The organism is Amycolatopsis decaplanina DSM 44594, assembly GCF_000342005.1.
Taxonomy (GTDB): Bacteria; Actinomycetota; Actinomycetes; order Mycobacteriales; family Pseudonocardiaceae; genus Amycolatopsis; species Amycolatopsis decaplanina.
On the sequence record NZ_AOHO01000063.1, the window covers coordinates 295,157 to 315,190 of the forward strand.

General features: G+C 67.2%; 18 protein-coding genes and 1 pseudogene. 6 read left to right on the plus strand and 13 right to left on the minus strand.

The window, feature by feature from the left end; all coding sequences use genetic code 11:
* The 6 genes from H074_RS23120 to H074_RS23145 all read right to left on the minus strand — a co-directional run bounded on the left by H074_RS23120 (nucleotide 1) and on the right by H074_RS23145 (nucleotide 5,904).
* Entirely contained in the window at nucleotides 1-996 is a 996-nt protein-coding gene (locus tag H074_RS23120) for a PDR/VanB family oxidoreductase (protein WP_007032486.1), read from the minus strand.
* On the minus strand, nucleotides 993-1,871 hold the full coding sequence (locus H074_RS23125; protein ID WP_007032487.1) for a metal-dependent hydrolase: 879 nt from the start codon (nucleotides 1,869-1,871) through the stop codon (nucleotides 993-995). The genes H074_RS23120 and H074_RS23125 overlap by 4 nt, the downstream gene beginning before the upstream one ends.
* Nucleotides 1,868-3,340 (minus strand): flavin-containing monooxygenase, encoded by a 1,473-nt coding sequence (locus tag H074_RS23130; protein ID WP_007032488.1) that lies wholly within the window; start codon nucleotides 3,338-3,340, stop codon nucleotides 1,868-1,870. The genes H074_RS23125 and H074_RS23130 overlap by 4 nt, the downstream gene beginning before the upstream one ends.
* A gap of 81 nt (nucleotides 3,341-3,421) precedes the next feature.
* Nucleotides 3,422-3,895: a pyridoxamine 5'-phosphate oxidase family protein gene (locus H074_RS23135; RefSeq protein WP_007032489.1), complete on the minus strand. Its 474-nt coding sequence runs from the start codon at nucleotides 3,893-3,895 to the stop codon at nucleotides 3,422-3,424.
* A gap of 3 nt (nucleotides 3,896-3,898) precedes the next feature.
* Complete coding sequence (locus tag H074_RS23140) at nucleotides 3,899-4,798, minus strand: SDR family oxidoreductase (RefSeq protein WP_007032490.1); 900 nt, start codon at nucleotides 4,796-4,798, stop codon at nucleotides 3,899-3,901.
* A 194-nt stretch (nucleotides 4,799-4,992) separates the two neighbouring features.
* On the minus strand, nucleotides 4,993-5,904 hold the full coding sequence (locus tag H074_RS23145; protein WP_007032491.1) for an aldo/keto reductase: 912 nt from the start codon (nucleotides 5,902-5,904) through the stop codon (nucleotides 4,993-4,995).
* A gap of 50 nt (nucleotides 5,905-5,954) precedes the next feature.
* Between H074_RS23145 and H074_RS23150 the strand changes: the two genes are divergently transcribed.
* The 3 genes from H074_RS23150 to H074_RS23160 all read left to right on the plus strand — a co-directional run bounded on the left by H074_RS23150 (nucleotide 5,955) and on the right by H074_RS23160 (nucleotide 9,380).
* On the plus strand, nucleotides 5,955-6,776 hold the full coding sequence (locus H074_RS23150) for an LLM class F420-dependent oxidoreductase (RefSeq protein WP_039923169.1): 822 nt from the start codon (nucleotides 5,955-5,957) through the stop codon (nucleotides 6,774-6,776).
* Nucleotides 6,777-6,859: 83 nt separating this feature from the next.
* Nucleotides 6,860-7,891: a class II fructose-bisphosphate aldolase gene (gene fbaA / locus H074_RS23155; protein WP_007032493.1), complete on the plus strand. Its 1,032-nt coding sequence runs from the start codon at nucleotides 6,860-6,862 to the stop codon at nucleotides 7,889-7,891.
* A gap of 160 nt (nucleotides 7,892-8,051) precedes the next feature.
* Nucleotides 8,052-9,380 carry an ATP-binding protein gene (locus H074_RS23160; protein WP_200865805.1) on the plus strand — a complete coding sequence of 443 codons (1,329 nt, stop codon included), beginning with the start codon at nucleotides 8,052-8,054 and terminating at the stop codon, nucleotides 9,378-9,380.
* 3 nt (nucleotides 9,381-9,383) lie between these two features.
* Here H074_RS23160 and H074_RS23165 read toward each other — a convergent pair whose 3' ends face one another.
* Nucleotides 9,384-10,601: a hypothetical protein gene (locus H074_RS23165; protein WP_039923171.1), complete on the minus strand. Its 1,218-nt coding sequence runs from the start codon at nucleotides 10,599-10,601 to the stop codon at nucleotides 9,384-9,386.
* Between the two features lie 395 nt (nucleotides 10,602-10,996).
* On the opposite strand from H074_RS23165, the gene H074_RS23170 reads away from it, so the two are divergent.
* A complete protein-coding gene (locus H074_RS23170) occupies nucleotides 10,997-11,404 on the plus strand; it encodes a DUF3151 domain-containing protein (RefSeq protein ID WP_007032496.1) in 408 nt (135 codons plus the stop codon).
* A 68-nt stretch (nucleotides 11,405-11,472) separates the two neighbouring features.
* Here the strand turns inward: H074_RS23170 and H074_RS23175 are convergent, their stop codons facing one another.
* Complete coding sequence (locus tag H074_RS23175; RefSeq protein ID WP_007032497.1) at nucleotides 11,473-12,699, minus strand: lipase family protein; 1,227 nt, start codon at nucleotides 12,697-12,699, stop codon at nucleotides 11,473-11,475.
* Between the two features lie 134 nt (nucleotides 12,700-12,833).
* Here H074_RS23175 and H074_RS23180 point away from each other — a divergent pair, with 134 nt between their 5' ends.
* Nucleotides 12,834-13,415 carry a TetR/AcrR family transcriptional regulator gene (locus H074_RS23180; RefSeq protein ID WP_007032498.1) on the plus strand — a complete coding sequence of 194 codons (582 nt, stop codon included), beginning with the start codon at nucleotides 12,834-12,836 and terminating at the stop codon, nucleotides 13,413-13,415.
* On the opposite strand, the gene H074_RS23185 is transcribed toward H074_RS23180, so the two are convergent.
* From H074_RS23185 to H074_RS23200, 5 genes and pseudogenes are all read right to left on the minus strand, one after another.
* Nucleotides 13,412-14,722 carry a GGDEF domain-containing protein gene (locus H074_RS23185; protein ID WP_007032499.1) on the minus strand — a complete coding sequence of 437 codons (1,311 nt, stop codon included), beginning with the start codon at nucleotides 14,720-14,722 and terminating at the stop codon, nucleotides 13,412-13,414. The genes H074_RS23180 and H074_RS23185 overlap by 4 nt on opposite strands.
* Before the next feature lie 202 nt (nucleotides 14,723-14,924).
* On the minus strand, nucleotides 14,925-16,178 hold the full coding sequence (locus tag H074_RS23190; RefSeq protein WP_007032500.1) for an MFS transporter: 1,254 nt from the start codon (nucleotides 16,176-16,178) through the stop codon (nucleotides 14,925-14,927).
* A 446-nt stretch (nucleotides 16,179-16,624) separates the two neighbouring features.
* Nucleotides 16,625-16,898: pseudogene (locus tag H074_RS39440) on the minus strand (LLM class flavin-dependent oxidoreductase); the annotation flags it as partial.
* A 278-nt stretch (nucleotides 16,899-17,176) separates the two neighbouring features.
* Nucleotides 17,177-17,815: a GmrSD restriction endonuclease domain-containing protein gene (locus H074_RS23195; protein ID WP_007032501.1), complete on the minus strand. Its 639-nt coding sequence runs from the start codon at nucleotides 17,813-17,815 to the stop codon at nucleotides 17,177-17,179.
* Nucleotides 17,816-18,000: 185 nt separating this feature from the next.
* Complete coding sequence (locus H074_RS23200) at nucleotides 18,001-18,681, minus strand: hypothetical protein (protein ID WP_235096851.1); 681 nt, start codon at nucleotides 18,679-18,681, stop codon at nucleotides 18,001-18,003.
* A 54-nt stretch (nucleotides 18,682-18,735) separates the two neighbouring features.
* Between H074_RS23200 and H074_RS23205 the strand changes: the two genes are divergently transcribed.
* On the plus strand, nucleotides 18,736-20,022 hold the full coding sequence (locus tag H074_RS23205; protein ID WP_007032503.1) for an adenylosuccinate synthase: 1,287 nt from the start codon (nucleotides 18,736-18,738) through the stop codon (nucleotides 20,020-20,022).
* Nucleotides 20,023-20,034 lie beyond the last annotated feature (12 nt).

Here is a 20,034-nt window from a genome sequence, read left to right on the forward strand (position 1 = left end):
TCAGAGATCGAGGGTGACCGGCTCGCGTTCGACGCAGACCCGGACGCGGTCCCCGGTCACCGTCGGCAGTTCGCACGTCCCGCAGAACCCCTGACGGCACGAATACGCGATGCCGGGCACGGTTTCGCGCAGGACGTCGAGCGCCGACCGGTCGGCGGGCACGTCCACTGTCACGCCGCTGCGCGCCAATCCAACGCGGAACGGCTTGCCGCCGACGATCGGCGGCGTCGAGAACCGCTCGAAGAACACCGGCCCGGAAGCGCGCAGCGCCGCGTCCGTGCGGACGCCGACGATCATCGGAACCGGGCCGCAGCAGTAGATCGGCGCGCCTTCCGGTGCCCCTTCGAGAAGTTCGGCGCCGGAAGCCGGAATCCCGTACTCGGTGTCCGGACGGATCCAGACCCGGTCGCCGAATTCCGACAACTCCTCCAGAAACGGCATCGAGGCAGCGTCGCGACCGGTATAGACCAGTCGCCAGTCCGCGCCGGAAGCGGCCGCCTGCCGCACCATCGGCAGGATCGGCGTGATCCCGATGCCGCCCGCGATGAACAGGTACGCCGGGCTCGTGACGAACGGGAACGCGTTGCGTGGGCCGCGCGCGGTCACCCGAGCGCCCTTCTTCAACGCGTGCACCGCCGTCGATCCCTCGCCGAGCAACCGGACGCCGACGCGGTAGGCCGAGCGGTCGTCCGGGTCGCCGCACAGGGAGTACTGGCGGACCAGTCCCGGTCGCGGCGAGAGGTCGATGTGCGCGCCGGGCCGCCACCGCGGCAGCGGCTCGCCACGTTCGTGCACCAGCCGCAGAACGGCGACGCCGTCCGCCTCGGCGCGGAGGTCGTCGACGACCAGCGGGAGGTCACGGTCGACGGCGACCACAGGCGGACGGCGACGGCCGCTCACCCCGCTGAGCCTGCGGTACAGCGCGACGACACCGGTCAGCGACGCCATCGCGCGGTCGGTCCGCCCGCTGCCGTCGAGTCGCAGCGGCCGCGTCATCGGGGTTCGTCGGCGGCCAACGCGGCCGGTGAGCTCGCGAGGTACGCGACGGCCTGATCCGTGTCGCCGGTTTCGGTGGGGTGATACGACTTCCGGAAGTACGGCCGGATCTCGCGCCGTAACTGCTTGCCCGAAGGCAGAAGCCCGAGCTTCGCCACGCGCAGATAGGTCCGGAACCTCGTCTTGCCCGGCCGTGTCGGATCGTTCTTCATGAGGAACCTGGTGCCCCGCAAGAAGACCCACGCGAGCACCGGTGTCACCACGAGCATGCTGCGCACGCGACGGGCGTAGCGGCCGTCGAGGTGCATGAACAGATCGAAGGCGACCGAGCGGTGCTCGACCTCTTCGGCGCCGTGCCAGCGCAGGAGATCCAGCATCGTCGGGTCGGCGCCGGCCTTGTCGAGCGCTTCGGCGTCGAGGATCCACTGTCCGAGGAACGCGGTGTAGTGCTCGATCGCGGCGATGACGGCGAGCCGTTCGATCAGCCATTCCTCGCGCCGCTTGGCGGACAGGTCGCGGTCGCCGAGCAGACGGCGGAACATCCACTCCATCTGCGAGATGTACGGACGCACGTTGACGCCCGCCGCTTCGAGGTGTTCGGCGGCGCCGTCGTGCGCCTCGGCGTGCATGGCCTCCTGGCCGATGAAGCCGAGGACGTCCTCCTTGAGCCGCTCGTCGCGGATCAGCGGCACGGCCTGCTTGAACACCTCGACGAACCAGCGTTCACCCTCCGGCAGCGCCAGGTGCAGCACGTTGATCGTGTGCGTCGCCTGCGGTTCGCCGGGGATCCAGTGCATCGGCAGCGACGCCCAGTCGAACTTGACGTCGCGAGCGTGCAGGACGATCTGCTCGTGGTCCTCGTGCTGTGCGGTCACGACGACCTCCCGCTGAGTTCGTAGTCGCTCGCGTCGACCTTGCGGGTGTCGAGCCAGTAGCGCCAGGTGAAGCCGGGCCAGATCGTCCGGTTGACGCCCTTCGCGTCGAGATACCAGCTCTTGCAGCCGCCCTGGGTCCACACACCCTTGACGAGCTTGTCCTGGATCTCGCGCTGGAACTTCTCCTGGACGCTCGCGCGGACGTCGAGCGCGGCGGCGCCACGCGAGTCGGCGAGCTTGATGGCGTCGACGACGTACCGTGCCTGCGACTCGATCATGAAGACCACGGAGTTGTGGCCCAGCGCGGTGTTCGGGCCGAGGAGGAAGAACAGGTTCGGGAAACCGGAGACGCTGATGCCCTTGTGCGTGCGCATTCCCTCGGTGGCCCATTCCTTGGCGAGGTCGCGGCCGTCGATCCCGGTGATGTCCAGGTATTCCAAGGCATCCGTGACCTTGAAGCCGGTGCCGTAGATGATCGCGTCGACCTTGTGCTCGACGCCGTTCCCGTCGACGACGCTGTGCGCCTTGACCTCGCGCACGCCGTCGGTGTTGACGTCCACATTGGACCGGGCGATCGCCGGGTAGTAGTCGTTGGAGATCAGCACCCGCTTGCAGCCCATGGTGTAGTCCGGGGTGACCTTCTTGCGCAGCTTCGGGTCCTTGACGGCCTTGCCGATGTGGCGCTTGGCGATCACCTCGCCCGCCTTCATGATCGCGGGGTGACCGTTGAAGCCGACGGCGCGCACTTCGAGGAACCAGTACAGCGCGTTGCGGTAAAGCCGTTGCACACCGGGAATCCGGCGGAACGCGGTCTTGGCCCAGCCCGGCATCGCGTGGTCGGGTTTCGGCATGATCCACGGCGGCGTGCGCTGGAACAGCGTCAGCTCGTCGACCTCGGGGGCGATCCGCGGGACGAACTGGATCGCGCTCGCGCCGGTGCCGACCACGGCGACCTTCTTGCCGTGCAGGTCGTACTCGTGGTTCCACTGCGCGGAATGCCAGGTCTGGCCCTTGAATTTCTCGATCCCGGGCAGCTTGGGCACCTGCGGGATGTGCAGGCCGCCGACGCCGGAGACGACGAACTGCGCCTCGATGTCCTGGCCGGACTTGGTCTGCACGTGCCAGCGTCGCTTGGTGTCGTCCCACGTCGCACCGGTGAGCTCGACGCCGAAGCGGATCTTGCGCCGCAGCCGGTACTTGTCGGTGACGTCCTTGAGGTACTGGAAGATCTCGGGGGCGGGCGAGAACGACCGCGACCAGTCCGGGTTCTGCTCGTACGAGAACGAGTACATGTGGGACTGCACGTCGCAGGCGCAGCCGGGGTACGAGTTGTCGCGCCACGTACCGCCGACTTCGTCCGCCTTCTCCAGGATCACGTAGTCCCGGATTCCGGCTTTTTCGAGCTGGATGGCCTGGCCGAGCCCGGAGAATCCGGTGCCCACGATCACGACCTTGAATCGCTCGGTCATCTGGCGTCCTCCACTTCGAGGCCTTGCGTGCGCAGATGACGTTACCGGAAGTAACAGTTACTTGCTAGTACTACCTACCTGTCAGTACGAACCGCCCAGCTTCGTGTGATCCCAGCTCACGATCTTGGTCGGCTTGAAAATCAGCCCGATCCGCTTCGGGGCCTGCTTGCCGATGAACCCGGAGAGCTCGTCGGGCACCGGGTCGCCCGGCTTCGCGCCCGCGTAGCGCTGCATGAGCTTGATACCCATCTGGGTGACCACAGCCGTGTCGGTGATGACCTCGACGTCGGCTTCGAGGGAGATCCCGCGCAGCTTCTCGTAGCTCTCGCCGTCCTCGATGAGCACGGTGGCGCGGGGATCGCGCTCGAGGTTCTTCGCCTTCTGGGACGACCCGTAGGTCCAGGTCGCGACGCCGGACTCGTGCGGGTAGTACCAGAGGGGCGCCAGATGCGGGCGGCCGTTCGGGCCGATCGTCGCGACGTTGATGACCTTCTGCTCGTCGAGGTACGCGGTGAGCTCGTCAGGTGACATGCGGATCTGGTCGCGACGGGACATGCGTCAGCCCTTCAGGTTCGGCGCTGTGGCGGCCCGGCCTGCCTGACCGGTCACTGAAGATTCGTACGCGCCGCGCTCCTTGATGTCCATGAGCGCGGCGGCGTCGGCCTTCTTGATCCGGCTCTTCGCGCCGATCTCGATGATCGGCGGCAGGAAGGCGCGGATCAGCTTGAGGCCGCCGACCCAGCGGGGCACGTGCACGGTGCGGGCGCGTTTGTTGACCCCGGCCTGCAGGTGGTCGAGCGCGACGGACAGCGGGTAGGTCTTGCCGAGCAGGCCGGGCATGCCGGTGCGGAGCTTGCCGAAGACCGGGTGCTTGTCCGCGCTCTCGACGAGGTCGGTGCGGATCCAGGTGGGGTGCGCGACGCCGACCTTCACGCCGAGGTGGGCGACTTCGGCGCGGAAGCTGTTGCAGAAAGCCTCGACGCCCGCCTTCGCGGCGGCGTAGTTGGCCATGCCGGGCGCGTGCGTGATCGCGGCCAGCGAGGAGATCGCGAGCAGGTAGCCCTTCCGGTCGATGACATGCGGAAGGGTGACGCGGAAGGTGCGCCAGACGCCCAGGAGGTCGACCTCGATGACCTTCTCGAAGGCGGCCGGGTCCACCGACCGGACGAAACCGGAGGTCGCGATGCCGGCGTTCGCGATGACGATGTCGATCCCGCCGAAGTGCTCGACGACGCCGGCGGTGGCCCGCTCGAGGTCGTCCCAGCTGGTGACGTCGGCTTCCCAGGCGTGGGCACTGGGGCCGATCTTGTCGGCGACCGCCTGCTGTTCCTTGGCTTCGATGCCGACCAGTGCGACCTTCGCGCCCTGCGCGGCCAGGCGTTCGGCGAGCCCCGCGCCGATGCCCCTCGCGGCGCCGGTGATCAGGACGACCTTGCCGTTCACGCTGTTCTTGGCCACGTTGCCTCCTCGTCCGAGCCCTAAGGCCTTCGGACGGTACCTCAACCTACCCGGAGTAAGCTACCCGCAAGTAAGTCCGCGATTCGGCACCAGCTTGCGATAGTCGGCAGTGCGAACCATCGCAATTCGGCACCTACTTGCGTGTCCTTGCGCGGGCGGAGGTCGCAAGTAGGTGCCGAATTGCGATGTGGGCGTCAGCGCGACGCGGTGGTGAGGGCGTCGATCTCGCCGGGGGTGAGAGCCAGGTCGGCGGCGGGCAGGAGGTCGTTCAGTTGCTCGACCGAACGGGCGCTCGCGATGGGCGCCGTGACGGTCGGCTGGGCGAACAGCCACGCGAGTGAGACGGCGGCGACCGGGACGCCGCGGGAAGCCGCGATCTCGTCGAGCGCCGAGAGCACCCGTTCGCCACGTTCGTCCCAATAGGACGAAGCGCGGGCGGCGCGCGGGCTGTCGCCGACGTCGTCCTTCGAACGGTACTTCCCGGCGAGGAAACCCTTGGCCAGCGAGAAATACGGCAGAACGGTCAGGCCTTCACGTTCGACTGTCGGCGCCAGGTCCTGCTCATAGTCCCGTTCGACGAGGTTGTAGTGTGGCTGCAGCGCGACGTACTTCGCCAGCCCCTCCCGGTCCGAAATGGACAGTGCCTCGCTCAGTCGTCCGGCGGAGTAGTTCGACGCCGCGATGTGGCGGACCTTGCCCGCGCGCACGAGCGTGTCGAAGGCCCGCAGTGTCTCCTCGATCGGGGTGTCCGGATCGTCGATGTGCGCGTAGTAGAGGTCGATGTGACCGGTCCGGAGCCGGCGGAGCGAGTCCTCGGCCGCCGCCGCGATGTTCGCCGCGGACAAGCCCTTCCGCTGCTCCCACATGCCGGTCTTGGTGGCGATGACGACGTCGTCGCGGCGCCCGCGCTTGGTCAGCCAGTTCCCGATGATCGTCTCGGAACCGCCGGCCGAATAGAGATCGGCCGTGTCGATGAAGTTGCCACCCGCCGCCGTGTAGGCGTCGAGGACGGCGAAGGACCGCTGTTCGTCCGCGGTCCAGCCGAAGACGTTCCCGCCGAGGTTGATCCCCCGGACGTCGAGGTCGGTGCTCCCGATTTTCGCCATACTCAGAACTTAAAGGAAGACATCGGCGGGAAAGGGTGTTGGCTCGGATCATGGGAATCGAACTCGGCAGGATCGGCATCTGGCAGCTCGAAGGCGTGCTCACCCCTGAGCTCGCGCGTGAGGTCGAAGAACTCGGCTACGGCGCCATCTGGATCGGCGGCTCGCCGTCGGGTGACCTGGCGAAGGCGGAGGAACTGCTCGACGCGACGAAGTCGATCAAGGTGGCCACCGGCATCGTCAACATCTGGAAGGACGACGCGGCCACCGTCGCGGAGGCGTACAAGCGCATCGAAGCGAAGCACCCGGGCCGCTTCCTGCTCGGCGTCGGCGCCGGGCACCGCGAGCACACCGCCGAGTTCAAGAAGCCGTACACCGCGCTCGTGGAGTACCTCGATGCTCTCGACGAGGCCGGGGTGCCCGTCGAAGGCCGCGCGCTGGCCGCTCTCGGCCCGAAGGTGATCAAACTCGCAGGAGACCGCACAGCGGGAGCCCACCCGTACCTGATGACGCCCGAGCACACGCGTCAGGCGCGCGAGATCCTCGGCGAGGGGCCCCTGCTCGCGCCCGAGCAGAAGGTCGTCCTCGAGACCGATCCGGAGAAGGCCCGCGAGATCGGCCGGAAGACCGTCAAGTTCTACCTCGGCCTCGTCAACTACACGAACTCCCTGCGGAAACTCGGTTTCACCGACGAGGACCTGGCGGGTGAGGGCAGTGACAAGCTGGTCGACGCGCTGGCCGTCCACGGCGACGCCGAGACGGTCGCCCGCGGCGTCACCGCGCACATCGAGGCGGGGGCGGACCACGTGAACATCCAGGTACTGAACCAAGACCCCCTGCCGGTCTACCGGGCGCTCGCCGCGGTCCTCCTCTGACGCGACGGCTGTAGGCACCTCCCGGCCGACCTCGTACGATGCGGCCGAGAGGTGCACCAGCCTGCTTCGAGGAGGAGTAAACGATGCCCATCGCCACCCCCGAGGTCTACGCGGAGATGCTCGACCGGGCGAAGGCGAACGAATTCGCCTACCCGGCCATCAACGTGACCTCGTCGGAGACCCTGAACGCCGCCATCCGCGGGTTCGCCGAGGCGGAGAGCGACGGGATCATCCAGTTCTCCACCGGCGGCGCGGAGTTCGCGTCCGGCCAGAAGGTCAAGGACATGGTGACCGGTTCGGTCGCGCTCGCCGAGTTCGCCCAGGTCGTCGCCGCCAAGTACGACGTGAACGTCGCGCTGCACACCGACCACTGCCCGAAGGACAAGCTCGACGGCTTCGTCCGCCCGCTGATCGAGATCTCCGCGGAGCGGGTCAAGAACGGCCAGAACCCGCTGTTCCAGAGCCACATGTGGGACGGCTCCGCGATCGATCTCGACGAGAACCTCGAGATCGCGCAGGAGCTGCTCGCCAAGGCGGCGGCCGCGAACATCATCCTCGAGGTCGAGATCGGCGTCGTCGGCGGCGAGGAAGACGGCGTCGAGGCCGAGATCAACGAGAAGCTGTACACCGCCGAGGGCGACTTCCTGAAGACGATCGACGCGCTCGGCTCCGGCGAGAACGGCCGCTATCTGCTGGCCGCGACCTTCGGCAACGTGCACGGCGTCTACAAGCCCGGCAATGTGAAGCTGCGCCCGGACGTACTCAAGGGCGGCCAGGAGGCGGCCTCGAAGAAGCTCGGCCTCCCGGCCGGTTCGAAGCCGTTCGAGCTGGTCTTCCACGGTGGTTCGGGCTCGCTGCCGGAGGAGATCCGCGAGGCGGTGTCCTACGGCGTCGTGAAGATGAACGTCGACACCGACACGCAGTATGCCTTCACCCGGCCGATCGCGGACCACTTCTTCAAGAACTACGACGGCGTCTTGAAGATCGACGGCGAGGTCGGCAACAAGAAGGTCTACGACCCGCGTAGCTACCTGAAGGCCGCCGAGGCCGGCATGGCCGCGCGCATCGTCGAGGCCGCTCAGTCGCTGGGTTCGGCGGGCAAGAAGCTCTCCTGACCCGCTCCGATCGGGTTTGTACATGAAGGCCCCCTTCATTGCGTCTAGCGCAGTGAAGGGGGCCTTCATGTACTTGAAACGTGGCCCCTGCCAGCGGCTTTCATGATCAGCAAAATGTCGGTCACTTGTGCTGTGGAATGTCGGTTAACCTGGTCGTGAAATGTCGGTCGAGGGTACTGTGAGATGTACACGACCTCCGGCATTTCGAGGAGCTATGGCCGAATCGGACCTGGTACGGGCCAGTTGCGCCGTCGCCGAGGAGTATCTGGCGAACTTTCGCATCGTGATCCTCAACGGCCCTCGTCAGGCCGGAAAGACGACCATGCTCAGGCATCTGCACCGGCGCCACGGTGGTACCTCCTTCAACCTCGATGACGAGCAACTTCTGCAGGCGGCCATCGAGGACCCCATCGGGTTCGCCGGTACCGGTCCAGAGCCCAGGCTCATCGACGAGGTGCAGCGGGCAGGGGACCCGCTGATCAGGGCGATCAAGGCGGAAGTCGACGCGGAGAGCGGGCCAGGACGCTACGTCCTGGCTGGGTCCACCAGGTTCCTGGCGACTCCCAGCCTTTCGGAGTCCTTGGCAGGCCGGGGCGTCGTCGTCGACGTATGGCCGTTTTCGCAAGGGGAGTTCGAGGGACGGTTCGAGCGGTTCATCGATGTCGCTTTCGACGAACCCGGCCGTTTGCTCGACCTCGGACCCGCGAACGTCGATCGCGCGGACTACTTCGCGCGTATCTGCCGAGGCGGTTTTCCGGAACCCGCGCTTCTCGGCAGCTTGCGTGCGCGCAAAGCCTGGTTTCGTGCCTACGTGCAGGCCATCGCGGAGCGCGACATCCGGGAGATGTCCAGGGTCAACGAACCCAGCGCCATGACGGCTTTGTTGGCCTACCTGGCCTCGATCACAGCGCAAGAGCACAACAGCGTGAACACGTCGACCAGGACAGGCCTTCACCGCACCACAGTGAACAAGTACGTCGAATTGCTCGAAGCTGTGTTCCTGGTCCACCGGCTCCCGGCGTGGTCACGAAACCTGACGTCCCGGGCGGTGAAACACGCCAAACTCCACCTCACCGACACGGGACTCGCCGCTTCTTTGCTGGGCGTGTCCCCGGAATCTCTGGCGAAGCCCGTGGCGCCGACCCGTGGACCCCTTGTCGAGACTTTCATCGTCAATGAACTGGCCAAGCAAGCGACATGGAGCGAAGCCGAGGTCCGGCTGCACCACTGGCGAGTGAGCGGTGGCGCGGAGGTCGACGTGGTCCTGGAACGGGACGACGGGCAGGTCGTCGGTGTCGAATCGAAGGCTCGCGACACTGTGACCGCGGCGGACTTCCGCGGGCTCGCCCAGTTAAGGGACCTTCTCGGCGATCAGTTCACGCAGGGAATCGTCTTGCACACAGGAAACCAGGGCGCCATCAGCTTCGGTGATCGGCTGATGGCGCTCCCGCTCGCTTCGTTGTGGCAGGCCGGGCACGATCCGGCCTGAGCCTCAGGGGGCCGGCAGTTCCGTGCGCTCGCGACGCTTCGCCAGCATCGAGTTCAGCGCCCGCGTCCCCGGCCCGGCGGCGGCCCACAGCACGCCGACCCCGGCCAGGCAGACCGCGGCCGTCCAGTAGGCCACCGGCGGTGCCGACTCCGTGTGCGCGTCGCCGAGGATCCACGGCCGGAACTGCGACTGCACCCACAACATCCCGTAACCGAAAGCCGTCGCCAGCAGCGCGCCCGCGCCGGCCGTCAGCATCGGATGTCCCCGGCCGATGCGGAACGCCAGGTCGACGGCGAGACCGACGGCGAGCAGGTAGAACGGCACGACCGAGACCGGGAACCCCATCCCGAGCAGCAGCGGCCACATCACCAGCCGGTAGCCGAGGTAGACGGCGGCGACCGTCGTCCCCGCCCAGCGGAAGCCGGTCGTGTGCCGCGCCAGCGCGAAGATCAGCGCCATCACGCCGATGCCCCACAGCGGGTAGACCCAGTCGTCGATCGGCATCGTGAAGTACTCGACGGCCACCCGGTCGACCGGATGCCCGATCTGGTTGGCGGCGAAGTTCAGCAGCTCGGGCTCGGCCTCGGGCGTCCCGCGCTCCCAGGCGCGCAGGCCCAGGATGCCGTATTCCTGCTGACCGTTCGGGAAGAACGTGTTCTCCAGGAAGAACGCCCACAGTCCGATCAGGACACCGGTGCGCGTCCGGCCGGGCTTGGCGTACTTCAGCCAGCCCATGATCACGCCGGCCTGCATGATGCCCGTTCCGATGTAGAGCATCATGTGCGACGGGCTCCACGCGGTCAGGTCGAGACCGTTGACGCGGTGGTTGATGACGTCCAGCGGCGCCGCGATGAGGAACACCACGAGCCCGATCTGCATCAGCCGCAGCGAACGCCGGTCGGCGCCCATCCCGGTGTAGCTGTGGATCGCCACGAGCACCATGATGATCACCGTGCCGACGGTGTTGATCAGATGCGGCGGGGCGAGGTCGTCCCGCAGCCACATGAAATGCCACGACATGTCCCAGGACGAGCCCACCAGCTTGAAGGCGAACGCCGCCAGCCACATCGAGTAGCAGAAGTTCAGCACCCAGTCCGGCGTCGCCTGCCCCGGCGCGCCGCGGTGCCAGTGGAGCTTGAAGAACAGCCTCGTCTTCGCGATCGGGCTGCGGGGGATGACACCCGGCGAAAGGTCCCCGGTCACTTCTGTCGCCTTTGTCATGCGGGACATCTTCCCTGCTCCAGGTCACGAGATGGGCATTTGGGGTCGAAAATCGGGGTTCACCCGTAGGGGTGGCGGATTTGCGATCGGCGTGCGAAGCAGGGCAAGGTGTGCCGCCATGATGCCGAAACGACTCGTCGCGGCGGTCCTCGTCGCCGCTCTGGTGCTGGCCGGTGGGGGCATTCTCGGGAGCCTGTTCTTCTAGTCACAGTGTTGTCGATCGCGCGCTGACGAAAGCTCGCCGAAGGGGCACCGTTTCGTACGCCGGTCCAGTGATCCGCGAAGGCGCCCCTGCATCGAGCTTTCGTGGCCTTCGGCCGACAGAGGGCGCGCGATGTGAAGTCTCCGTCGGGCGCGGGGCGCCCTTGGGGAGACGGGTCGGCACAATGGCCCGTATGACGAACCTCCTCGGCCCCCAGCCGACGCATCTCCCGGAGCACACCGCCGCGCAGGCGGCGCTGGACGCCGGGACCGATCCGGCCGCCGTCGCCGCCGAGCACCCCGACTACAGCGAGGCGTGGGCCGCCCTCGCCGAGAAGGCGCTCGAAGCCGGCGAGACCGTCGCCGCGTACGCGTACGCCCGCACCGGCTACCACCGCGGCCTCGACCAGCTTCGCCGCGCGGGCTGGAAGGGACACGGGCCGGTGCCGTGGTCGCACCGCCCGAATCAGGGCTTCCTGCGTTCCCTCGCCGTCCTCGGCAAGGCCGCCGGCAAGATCGGCGAGACCGAGGAGTACGACCGCTGCAGGACCTTCCTGAGCGACTCGGACCCCGCCGCCGCGGAAGCCACCGGCCTCAAGTGACCTGAGATGAAGGACGCTTTCATCGCAAATTTTGCGATGAAAGCGTCCTTCATAGTGCTTGGTGACTCCTAGAACAGCCCGCAGTTCCCCACCGCAGGCAGTCCCGCGAAGCGACCTTCAAGCCAGGCGAAAGCCTCCGGGAAGGCCCGGATGGCCCCGCCGACGTGCGTAGGAACCAGCGAAGTCGAGAACTGCACCTTCGCGCCCTTCGCGCACCACGAGCGCGCCATCTTCCTGCCCTGCTCGTAGGGCACGATGTCGTCGAGAGCACTGTGGACGACCAACGTCGGCGCACCCGGCTTCCGCGCCCCGATGAGCTGCTCGCCGACTCGCGTCTTGTACGGCTCTTCGCCGAGGTACGCCGTCAGCGGCCTGCCGTCCTTGGTCAGGTCCTTCGACTGGGTGAACGCGTGCGCGAAGATCGCATCCCCGGTGCACTCCTGCTTGACCTTCTCGAAAGCTTCGGCGCCCTTCGTGTTCAGCACGGCCGGGATGTTCAGCTCCGGATACGCCGCGTCCATGCTGACCAGAGTGAACCCGAGAAACCCGAAGGCGTAGTGCCCGTCGATGTTCTTCCCGACCTCGGCCAGATCAGCCGGGACGGCGCCCGCGTACGAGCCCTTCAGCTTGAGCTCGGGCGCATACGACGGCTGTAGTTCCGCGGCCGACGCCGACGCCCCGCCGCCCTGCGAGTAGCCCGCGGTCGCGACCGGGCCGTTGTCCGGCAGGTTCGCTTCGGGCAGGCGCTGCGCCGCGCGGATCGAGTCGAGGACGGCGTTGCCCTCGGCGACGCGGTTGACGTATGTGTGGACGCCGGGCGTGCCGAGGCCTTCGTAGTCGGTGACGACGACGCCGTAGCCGCGAAGCAGCAGCCCGGCGATGAAGGGACCTTCGTACTCCATGCCCGCCGAAAGAGCCTTCGATGGCGCGCACTGGTCGCCGACGCCCTGCGTCCCGGCCGCGTAGCCGATGACCGGCCGCTCGCCCGCGCCGGTCCACGCCTTCTTCGGGGTGAGGACGGTGCCGGTCACGGCGTTGGCCTCGCCGTGGGTGTCGGTGCTGCGGTACATGATCCGCTGGACGTCCGCGTCGGCCTTGATGAGTTTCACGGGATCGACGTAGAAGGTGGACGGTTCGTGCCGGATGATGTCGCCTGGAGCACCCGCGGGCAGCGGCGACGGGGGATCGTAGAAGGACGGGGCGGCCGTGGCCTGCTGTGCCCCGAAGGTCAGCAGTGCCGCGATGGTGGCCGCTGAGACGGCGGCGGAAACACCGCGCCGGGATCCTGGACGCATGCTTGCTCCTCGTTGAGCACAAACATTTTCGACAGACGTGTCGAAAAAGAGAGTCAGTGAGGTGGCGCACAATGTCAAGTCCGGCGCCGCGAGGGAGACCCCGCAAACTCCCGGTCGGCGAGCAACGCGCGCGGGTGCTGAGTTCGGCCGCCGGTGTCTTCGCGGTGCACGGCGCGCAGGCCGCGACGATCGAGCAGATCGCCCGGCGCGCGGGGGTGTCCCGCCAGGCCGTCTACGAGCAGTTCGGCGATCGAACGACGTTGTTCGCCCAGGTCGTGGCCGATATCGAGGAACGTGCCTTCGAAGCGATCGGTGCGCCCGCTCTCGATCTCTCGCAGCCCGAACTCCGGTCCTGGGCACGTGCCAACTACGCCAACATGTTCGCCTTCGTCGCGGCGAATCCCGACGCGTTCCCCGTGTTGCGGGAGGCGGAGCGCATGGGCGACCCGGCCCTCACCAGGCTTCGGGAACGGCTCGCGGGCGTCTACACCGAGGCGAGCAGACAGCGCTGGGCCCGCCACGGCGTCGACTCCGGCCGCGCGGACAAGGCCCTGGTCACGCTGTTCTTCGCGATGACCGAGGCACTCGTCCAGGCGAGCTGGGACGGTGAGCCGCCCGACGCGGACGCGCTCATCGACCTGCTCACGGAATTCACCGTCGGCGGCGTCGTCCGTCTCCGGACAGCGGCCGCCGACGTGATGGAAAGACTGCGCTAGGCCGCGACGGCCTCCAGCGTCACTTCCGCGACCGTCGCCAGGTCCGGCGACGAAACGACCCGGTTGCGGCCGTTGCGTTTCGCCGCGTAGACGGAAGCGTCGGCCGAGGCCATGACCTCGTCGATCGTCCGGCCGTCGAGCGGGAAGGTCGCGACGCCGACCGACGCCGTCCGCTGTTCGATGACCACGGGGTTGCCCTCGTTGTCCTGGGTCTTGATGACCATTTCGCTGATCCGCTGCCGGATGCGCTCGGCGACCGCGACGGATTCGTGCTTCGAAGACGAGGTCAGGAGTACGACGAACTCCTCACCGCCGAAGCGGCCGGCGAGGTCCTGCGTCCGCGTTTCCGCCTTGACCAGCGCCGCGACGCCCTTGAGCACGTCGTCGCCCGCCAGGTGGCCGTAGGTGTCGTTGATGCTCTTGAAGTGGTCGAGGTCGATCATCAGCGCGCCGAACTGGCCGTTCTCGCGCTCGGCGCGGGCGACCTCGCGGACGGCGCCCTGCTGCCAGGTCGTGGCGTTGAGCAGCTGGGTCTTCTGGTCGGTGGTCGCGAGCTCTTCCAGCTGCTTGATCAGCACCGAACGCTGCAGCAGGTACAGCGGCAGGAAGACGAGCAGCACCAGCACCGGTTGATGCGGCAGGACGACGAGTACGAGCGCGCCGATGCAGACCGTCGAGGCTTCGAGGATGTTGTCGTCCCAAGAGCCGAGGAGTGCCTGGACGGTCGCCTTCTTGGGCGCCGCGAAGTACAGGCCTGTGCCGGTGAAGACGGCGTTCATCAGGAAGAAGGCGAGACTCGCGGCGCAGATCGACGTCACCGACGCCGTGTCGGCGCCGACGAACTGCACGGCCGCCCAGGCGGCGAACGCGGTCAGCGTCATCGATGTGGCGTTCGCCACAGTTCGATGGGGGTTGACCGTGCGGAGACCCGCCCAGCTGCGGTATCCGAGGTGAAGATAGATCACGGTTACGAGAAGCGCCGTCAACTGCGGCGGAAGCAGGATCGCGCCGGGCAGCACCCAGACCGAGGTCATGTTGATGTGCGGGGTGACGCTCATGCTGCGCCGCTGCCGCTCGATCCGGCGGGTCGCCTCGGTGTGCGCGATGGCGAGCCCCGCGAGGAGGAAACACAGCAGGACCTGCGAAGACGCGATGGCGATGGATGCGGCGAAGACCCCCGTCAGTGCCAGCATCGTCGCGACGGACAGCCCGGTGTAGGCGATCCAGTGATCAGGCCTCTTCCACAGCTCCCACGTCGCTACCGTGAGAGCCGAACGATGTCCAGCGCGTTCCTCCGATGTGATCATCTTTCCCCCTGACTCTTGCGTCATTCTCCGAAACCCCCTACTTACGGACAGCTTCTACCGACTTGCGGGCTGTCGACAAGCTCCCTAGGTGTGTACTTTTCTCTGAAAGGTCGAGGGAAAGGTGCCAGCGATGGCCGGTAGGGATCAGTGAACTGGGGCGCGCGCCAGACGTCCGCGCGATCGGGCCGGCGCGTGGAACACCTCAATGTTCTGCGCGCGCGGCGTCTTTCTCCTGCCACCGTTCCGGGTCGCGGCTGAGGTTCCGGAACCAGCTCAGCGCGAGCGGGACGGTCAGCACCAATCCCGCAAGCCCGAAGACGCCGACGGTCGACTGAGGACCCACCTGGTCCGCCAGGATGCCGCCGATCAGCGGGCTCACGCCCATCGTCGTGGTCAGTCCGGTGTTCGACAGCCCCATGACCTGTGCCCGGCTCTCGTCCGGCACGGCCAGCGTCAGTGAAGCGGTCGCCTGCATCAGCGCCACCGTGCCGAAGCCGCCGCAGAACACGAACAACACGATCGACGACAACGGTCCCGGCTGCAAAAAGCACAGCAGCAGCGGGAGCGCCGTCAGCGCGGAAAGCGGCCCGATCAGCTTCGGTCTGACGTGCGCCGGCACCCAACGCGAATAGATGAACGCGCCGATCACGCTGCCGATCGGGTCGGCGGCCAGTAGCAGGCCGATGACCTCGGGGCCGCCGCCCGACGAGGCGACGTAGGGCGCCGCGATGCCCTCGTACACCGGCAGCAGGCCCATCAGCCAGGTGAACAGCAGCAGCGAGCGCAGCCCTGAGCTGGCGAAGACGATTTTCCCGCCCGAGCCGATCGAGGCGAAGAACGACTTGCGCTTCTCGCCGGACGCCGCGGCCGGGCGCGTGGCCAGCCCGAACCGGACGAACAATGCCGAAGCCACGAAGGTCACCGCGTCCAGCGCGAGGGCGATGTGCGGTTCGAGCGCGGTCAACAGGAGACCGCCGCCGGCGAATCCGGCCAGCTGCGCCGATTGGACGGTCATGCTGCGGATCGCCATGCCGACGACGAACCGGTCGCCTTCGAGGATCTGCGGCAGCAGGGCCAGCTGTGCGGCCTTGAACGGCGGGTTCAGCAGCGAGACGGCGCCGACGAGGACGCACAGGACCCAGAACGGCAGTACCGGGACCGCGACCAGCGCGATCAGCAGGGCCCGCAGCAGGTCGACGACCACCATCACGGTTCGCCGGGGGAAACGGTCCGCGAACCCGGTGAGGAAGATGCCGCCGAGCAGCGACGGGGCGTAGGTCAGCGCGTAGGTGAGGCCGGTCAAGGTCGCGGAGCGGGTTTCGGTGAAGACGAGGACGGAGAGGGCGACCCTGGCGAGTTGATCACCGAAGATCGAGAACAGCTCGGCGAACCAGAGCGAACGGAACTCGGCTACACCGAACACCTCTCGGTAAGTGACCCGTCCGGCCGAAGCCATTTTGCCCCCAATAGGGTCCTTATTACGCGACAAACTCGTGACCGAGAGTAACGCGGTCACGAGCTGGTCACGAAGCGTCATTCGTTCACGTAAGTGTCTCCTGACTGTTGGTGATTGGCTAGGTTCTTTCGCCGGGTTTCTGGGGTTGAAGATCTTTTTCGTGGAGGAACGGCCGTTCGGGAAGATGTCCCGGTGACCGATATCGCGGTCCATACCAGCGGTTTTCGGTTGTTTCGGGTCGTTCGCCGGGAAAGCTGGACAGGGCGGCGTCACCCGAGATGGGGATGCCGCGTCGTGCCGAGGAGCCGTGCGTACCCCGCGCCGTTCGTGTGCGGAGGGTGGGTGAACACCATTCGACTCCGCTCCGCGACGGCCGGAGCTATCAGGTGACGCTGACGTTATGCGCCGAATGGATGATCAGCCCGCCATCCGGTGGAGTGAACGGCTCAGCCGTCGACAGCGAGTTCCTCGCGTGCCGAAGCCGCCTTCGCCGCGTCGCGTTTGGCGACCTCTTCGCGCACGATCTGGATGCCATGACGGCCGACGCCGATCGTGTCGTAACCGCGCGGAGAGAATGTCGACACCGAGGGCGTAGTAGTCGAGCAGGGCCTGCGCGACGGTTTCGGTCGTGCCGACCAGCGCGTTGGAGTTTCCGGCGCCGCCGGTCACGGCCGCGGTGGGGATCCACAGTGCCCGGTCGAACCGTTCGCCCTCGGCGGCGTCACAACCGTCCGATTTGGACGGCTGGTTCCTTCTTGGACGCCGAAACGCGTGTCACGGCCGACGAGGAACGCCGGGCTTTCGTCACTTCCGGTGCGAGTTTCCCCGGCGAGACCGAGGCGCGAACGCTCGTCGAGGCCAGGCTGCCCGTTCCGGCAGAACGACGTCGTCGCGCGGGAGATCCTGAGGCTGATCCCTTAGTCCAGCAAGGAAAGTACGTGAAGGCCCCCTTCATGTACCTGGGCGCAAGGAAGGGGGCCTTCACGTACTTATGGGGTCTAGCAGCGGTTGAGCATGTCGGTGAGCGCGGTCTTCTCCGCCGACTTGACGGTCAGCTTGTACTTGTACTTCACCGTGGTCCACATCTTCGCGTAGGTGCACCAGTAGCCGACGGTCGGCGGCTTCCAGGCGTCCGGCGACTTGTCGCCCTTCTCCTGGTTGACGTTGTCGGTGACGGCGATCAGCTGCGGCGCGCTGAGGTCGTTCGCGAACGCCTGCCGCTGCGAGGTGGTCCACGACGAAGCCCCGGTGCGCCACGCGGCGGCGAGCGGCACGACGTGGTCGATGTCCACATCGGACGCCGCGGTCCAGGTGGCGCCGTCGTACGGACTGAACCAGCTGCCGGACACGGCGGCGCAACTGCTGTCCTGCTGCACGTTCGTGCCGTCCCGCTTCAGCACGACCTCACGGGTGTTGCAGCTGTCGCCCTGGTCGGACCAGTGCGGGAACTTGTCACGGCTGTACCCGGTCGACGAACCGTCCGGCTTGACGGTCAGCGCGGCGAGCTGGGTCTTGGCGGTCGAAGCCGACGGGATGCCCGGGGGTGTCGCTTCGGCGACGCCGACCACGCCCGCCGAGACGATCGCCGAGACGGCGAGGACGGTGAAGGAGCGACGAACAGCAAGCGCAGTTGGCATATTGCTGCCTCCGTGTCAGGTTTGGGGACCTGGTCACCATGAGGCACGGATATGACCCATGCAACACCATCGAATGACACTCTGCTGGCTATTCGTGAACGGAGGGTGTCATGCGCAGGTAGGACGCGGTGTACGCACCCGAAAAATCTTCGGAAAGTCCAGCTGATGGTTCTGGGCCGAACGGGTTAGTCCAGTCCGCGGACCAGCCGGAGGTCCTCCGTGTGCCGGTACCAGGTCCACCGGCTCATCGCGCGGGGATGGGCGACGCCGTCGCTGCTCGGCCGGGTCGGGATGCAGCCGAGCTGGAACGCCCGCGCGTACTGCGTCGAAGGCCGTTTGAACAGCGTCCCCTTGGTCACCCGGACCATCAGCCCCGGGCCGCTCGTGTCCGGCTCGACCTCGATCGAGCGCGCGGGACCGCGCAGGACGGTGTGCTCGTCGCAGTAGGCCACCCCGCGGATCATCCCGATCACCCCGCGCCCGACCAGCACCCCGCCGGTGTCGTCGCGGATCAGCGGTACGGGGTCGACCTCGCCGCGCAACGCGAGCGCGAGGGCGCGCAGCGGTTGGGTCGGCAGGCTCCAGATACGGGCGACGTCTGAGTCCGGAGAGGACGGCACGAACCCGAGCGACACGCCGGAGAGCTGTTCTTTTCGTAACAGCCGAAGCGCGACCGCCGCCAGGTCGGCGTCGGTTCCCGCGACCACCAGGTGATCGTGTTCCCCCAGCAAGGGGTCGATATCCGCCTTGCCGGGGCGGCTCGGCACACGCACCATTTCGACGTCGTCGATCTCCGGGAGGGTGGGCTCGCCCTCCGGACAGACCACCACTATTCCGCGCACCCGAAGGCCCTCCGTTACGCTCATGCACCGGCATTTACCAGCGCCAAACCACAAGTCGCCGAACACCTGGAGTGTCACATGCCGGCCATCGTGCTGATCGGGGCCCAATGGGGGGACGAGGGCAAGGGCAAGGCCACCGACCTGCTCGGCGACCGCGTCCAGTGGATCGTGCGTTACCAAGGCGGTAACAACGCGGGCCACACCGTAGTCCTTCCCGACGGGCAGAACTTCGCCCTCCACCTCATCCCGTCCGGGATCCTCACGCCGGGCGTCACCAACGTCATCGGCAACGGCGTCGTCATCGACCCGGGCGTGCTTCTCGACGAACTCGCCGGGCTGGAAGAACGCGACGTCGACACCAGCAAGCTGCTGATCTCCGCCGACGCGCACTTGATCATGCCGTACCACGTGGCGATCGATAAGGTCACCGAGCGTTACCTCGGCAGCCGCAAGATCGGCACCACCGGCCGCGGCATCGGCCCCTGCTATCAGGACAAGATCGCCCGCGTCGGCGTCCGCGTGCAGGACCTGCTCGACGAGAAGATCTTCCGGCAGAAGGTCGAGTCGGCACTGGAGTTCAAGAACCAGGTGCTGGTCAAGGTCTACAACCGCAAGGCACTGGACGCGAACCAGGTCGCCGACGAGGTGCTGGCCGCGGGCGAGAAGTTCGCGCACCGCATCGCCGACACGCGCCTGCAGCTCAATCAGGCCCTCGAACGCGGCGAGACCGTGCTGCTCGAAGGTTCGCAGGGCACCCTGCTCGACGTCGACCACGGCACCTACCCGTTCGTGACGTCGTCGAACCCGACCTCCGGCGGCGCGAGCGCGGGTTCGGGCATCGGCCCCGGCAAGATCACCACCGTGCTGGGCATCCTCAAGGCCTACACGACGCGCGTCGGCTCCGGCCCGTTCCCGACCGAGCTGGACGACGAGTCCGGCGAGTACCTGCGCAAACAGGGCGGCGAGTTCGGCGTCACCACCGGCCGCTCGCGGCGCACCGGCTGGTTCGACGCGGTCATCGCGCGCTACGCCGTGCGGGTCAACGGCATCACCGACTACTTCCTCACCAAACTGGACGTGCTGTCCGGGCTGGAGAAGGTGCCGGTGTGCGTCGGCTACGAGGTCGACGGGTCCCGGACGTACGACATGCCGATGACGCAGACCGACGTGCACCACGCGCTGCCGATCTACGAAGAGCTGCCGGGCTGGTTCGAGGACATCTCGGGCTGCCGGACCTTCGAGGAGCTGCCGGCGAACGCGCGGGCCTACGTCGAGCGGCTCGAAGAGCTCTCGGGCGCGCGGATCTCGGCGATCGGCGTCGGCCCTGGCCGCGAGCAGACGATCGTGCGGCACGAGTTCGTCTGATCTTCTCGTGAG

Bases quoted from the DNA above. Each gene is read 5' to 3' on its own strand.
- H074_RS23120 (WP_007032486.1), bottom strand. From the start codon at position 996: ATGACGCGGCCGCTGCGACTCGACGGCAGCGGGCGGACCGACCGCGCG.
- H074_RS23185 (WP_007032499.1), bottom strand. From the start codon at position 14,722: ATGATCACATCGGAGGAACGCGCTGGACATCGTTCGGCTCTCACGGTA.
- fbaA (WP_007032493.1), top strand. From the start codon at position 6,860: ATGCCCATCGCCACCCCCGAGGTCTACGCGGAGATGCTCGACCGGGCG.
- H074_RS23200 (WP_235096851.1), bottom strand. From the start codon at position 18,681: ATGAGCGTAACGGAGGGCCTTCGGGTGCGCGGAATAGTGGTGGTCTGT.
- H074_RS23175 (WP_007032497.1), bottom strand. From the start codon at position 12,699: ATGCGTCCAGGATCCCGGCGCGGTGTTTCCGCCGCCGTCTCAGCGGCC.
- H074_RS23170 (WP_007032496.1), top strand. From the start codon at position 10,997: ATGACGAACCTCCTCGGCCCCCAGCCGACGCATCTCCCGGAGCACACC.
- H074_RS23130 (WP_007032488.1), bottom strand. From the start codon at position 3,340: ATGACCGAGCGATTCAAGGTCGTGATCGTGGGCACCGGATTCTCCGGG.
- H074_RS23160 (WP_200865805.1), top strand. From the start codon at position 8,052: ATGTCGGTCGAGGGTACTGTGAGATGTACACGACCTCCGGCATTTCGA.
- H074_RS23145 (WP_007032491.1), bottom strand. From the start codon at position 5,904: ATGGCGAAAATCGGGAGCACCGACCTCGACGTCCGGGGGATCAACCTC.
- H074_RS23190 (WP_007032500.1), bottom strand. From the start codon at position 16,178: ATGGCTTCGGCCGGACGGGTCACTTACCGAGAGGTGTTCGGTGTAGCC.
- H074_RS23195 (WP_007032501.1), bottom strand. From the start codon at position 17,815: ATGCCAACTGCGCTTGCTGTTCGTCGCTCCTTCACCGTCCTCGCCGTC.
- H074_RS23135 (WP_007032489.1), bottom strand. From the start codon at position 3,895: ATGTCCCGTCGCGACCAGATCCGCATGTCACCTGACGAGCTCACCGCG.
- H074_RS23165 (WP_039923171.1), bottom strand. From the start codon at position 10,601: ATGACAAAGGCGACAGAAGTGACCGGGGACCTTTCGCCGGGTGTCATC.
- H074_RS23150 (WP_039923169.1), top strand. From the start codon at position 5,955: ATGGGAATCGAACTCGGCAGGATCGGCATCTGGCAGCTCGAAGGCGTG.
- H074_RS23205 (WP_007032503.1), top strand. From the start codon at position 18,736: ATGCCGGCCATCGTGCTGATCGGGGCCCAATGGGGGGACGAGGGCAAG.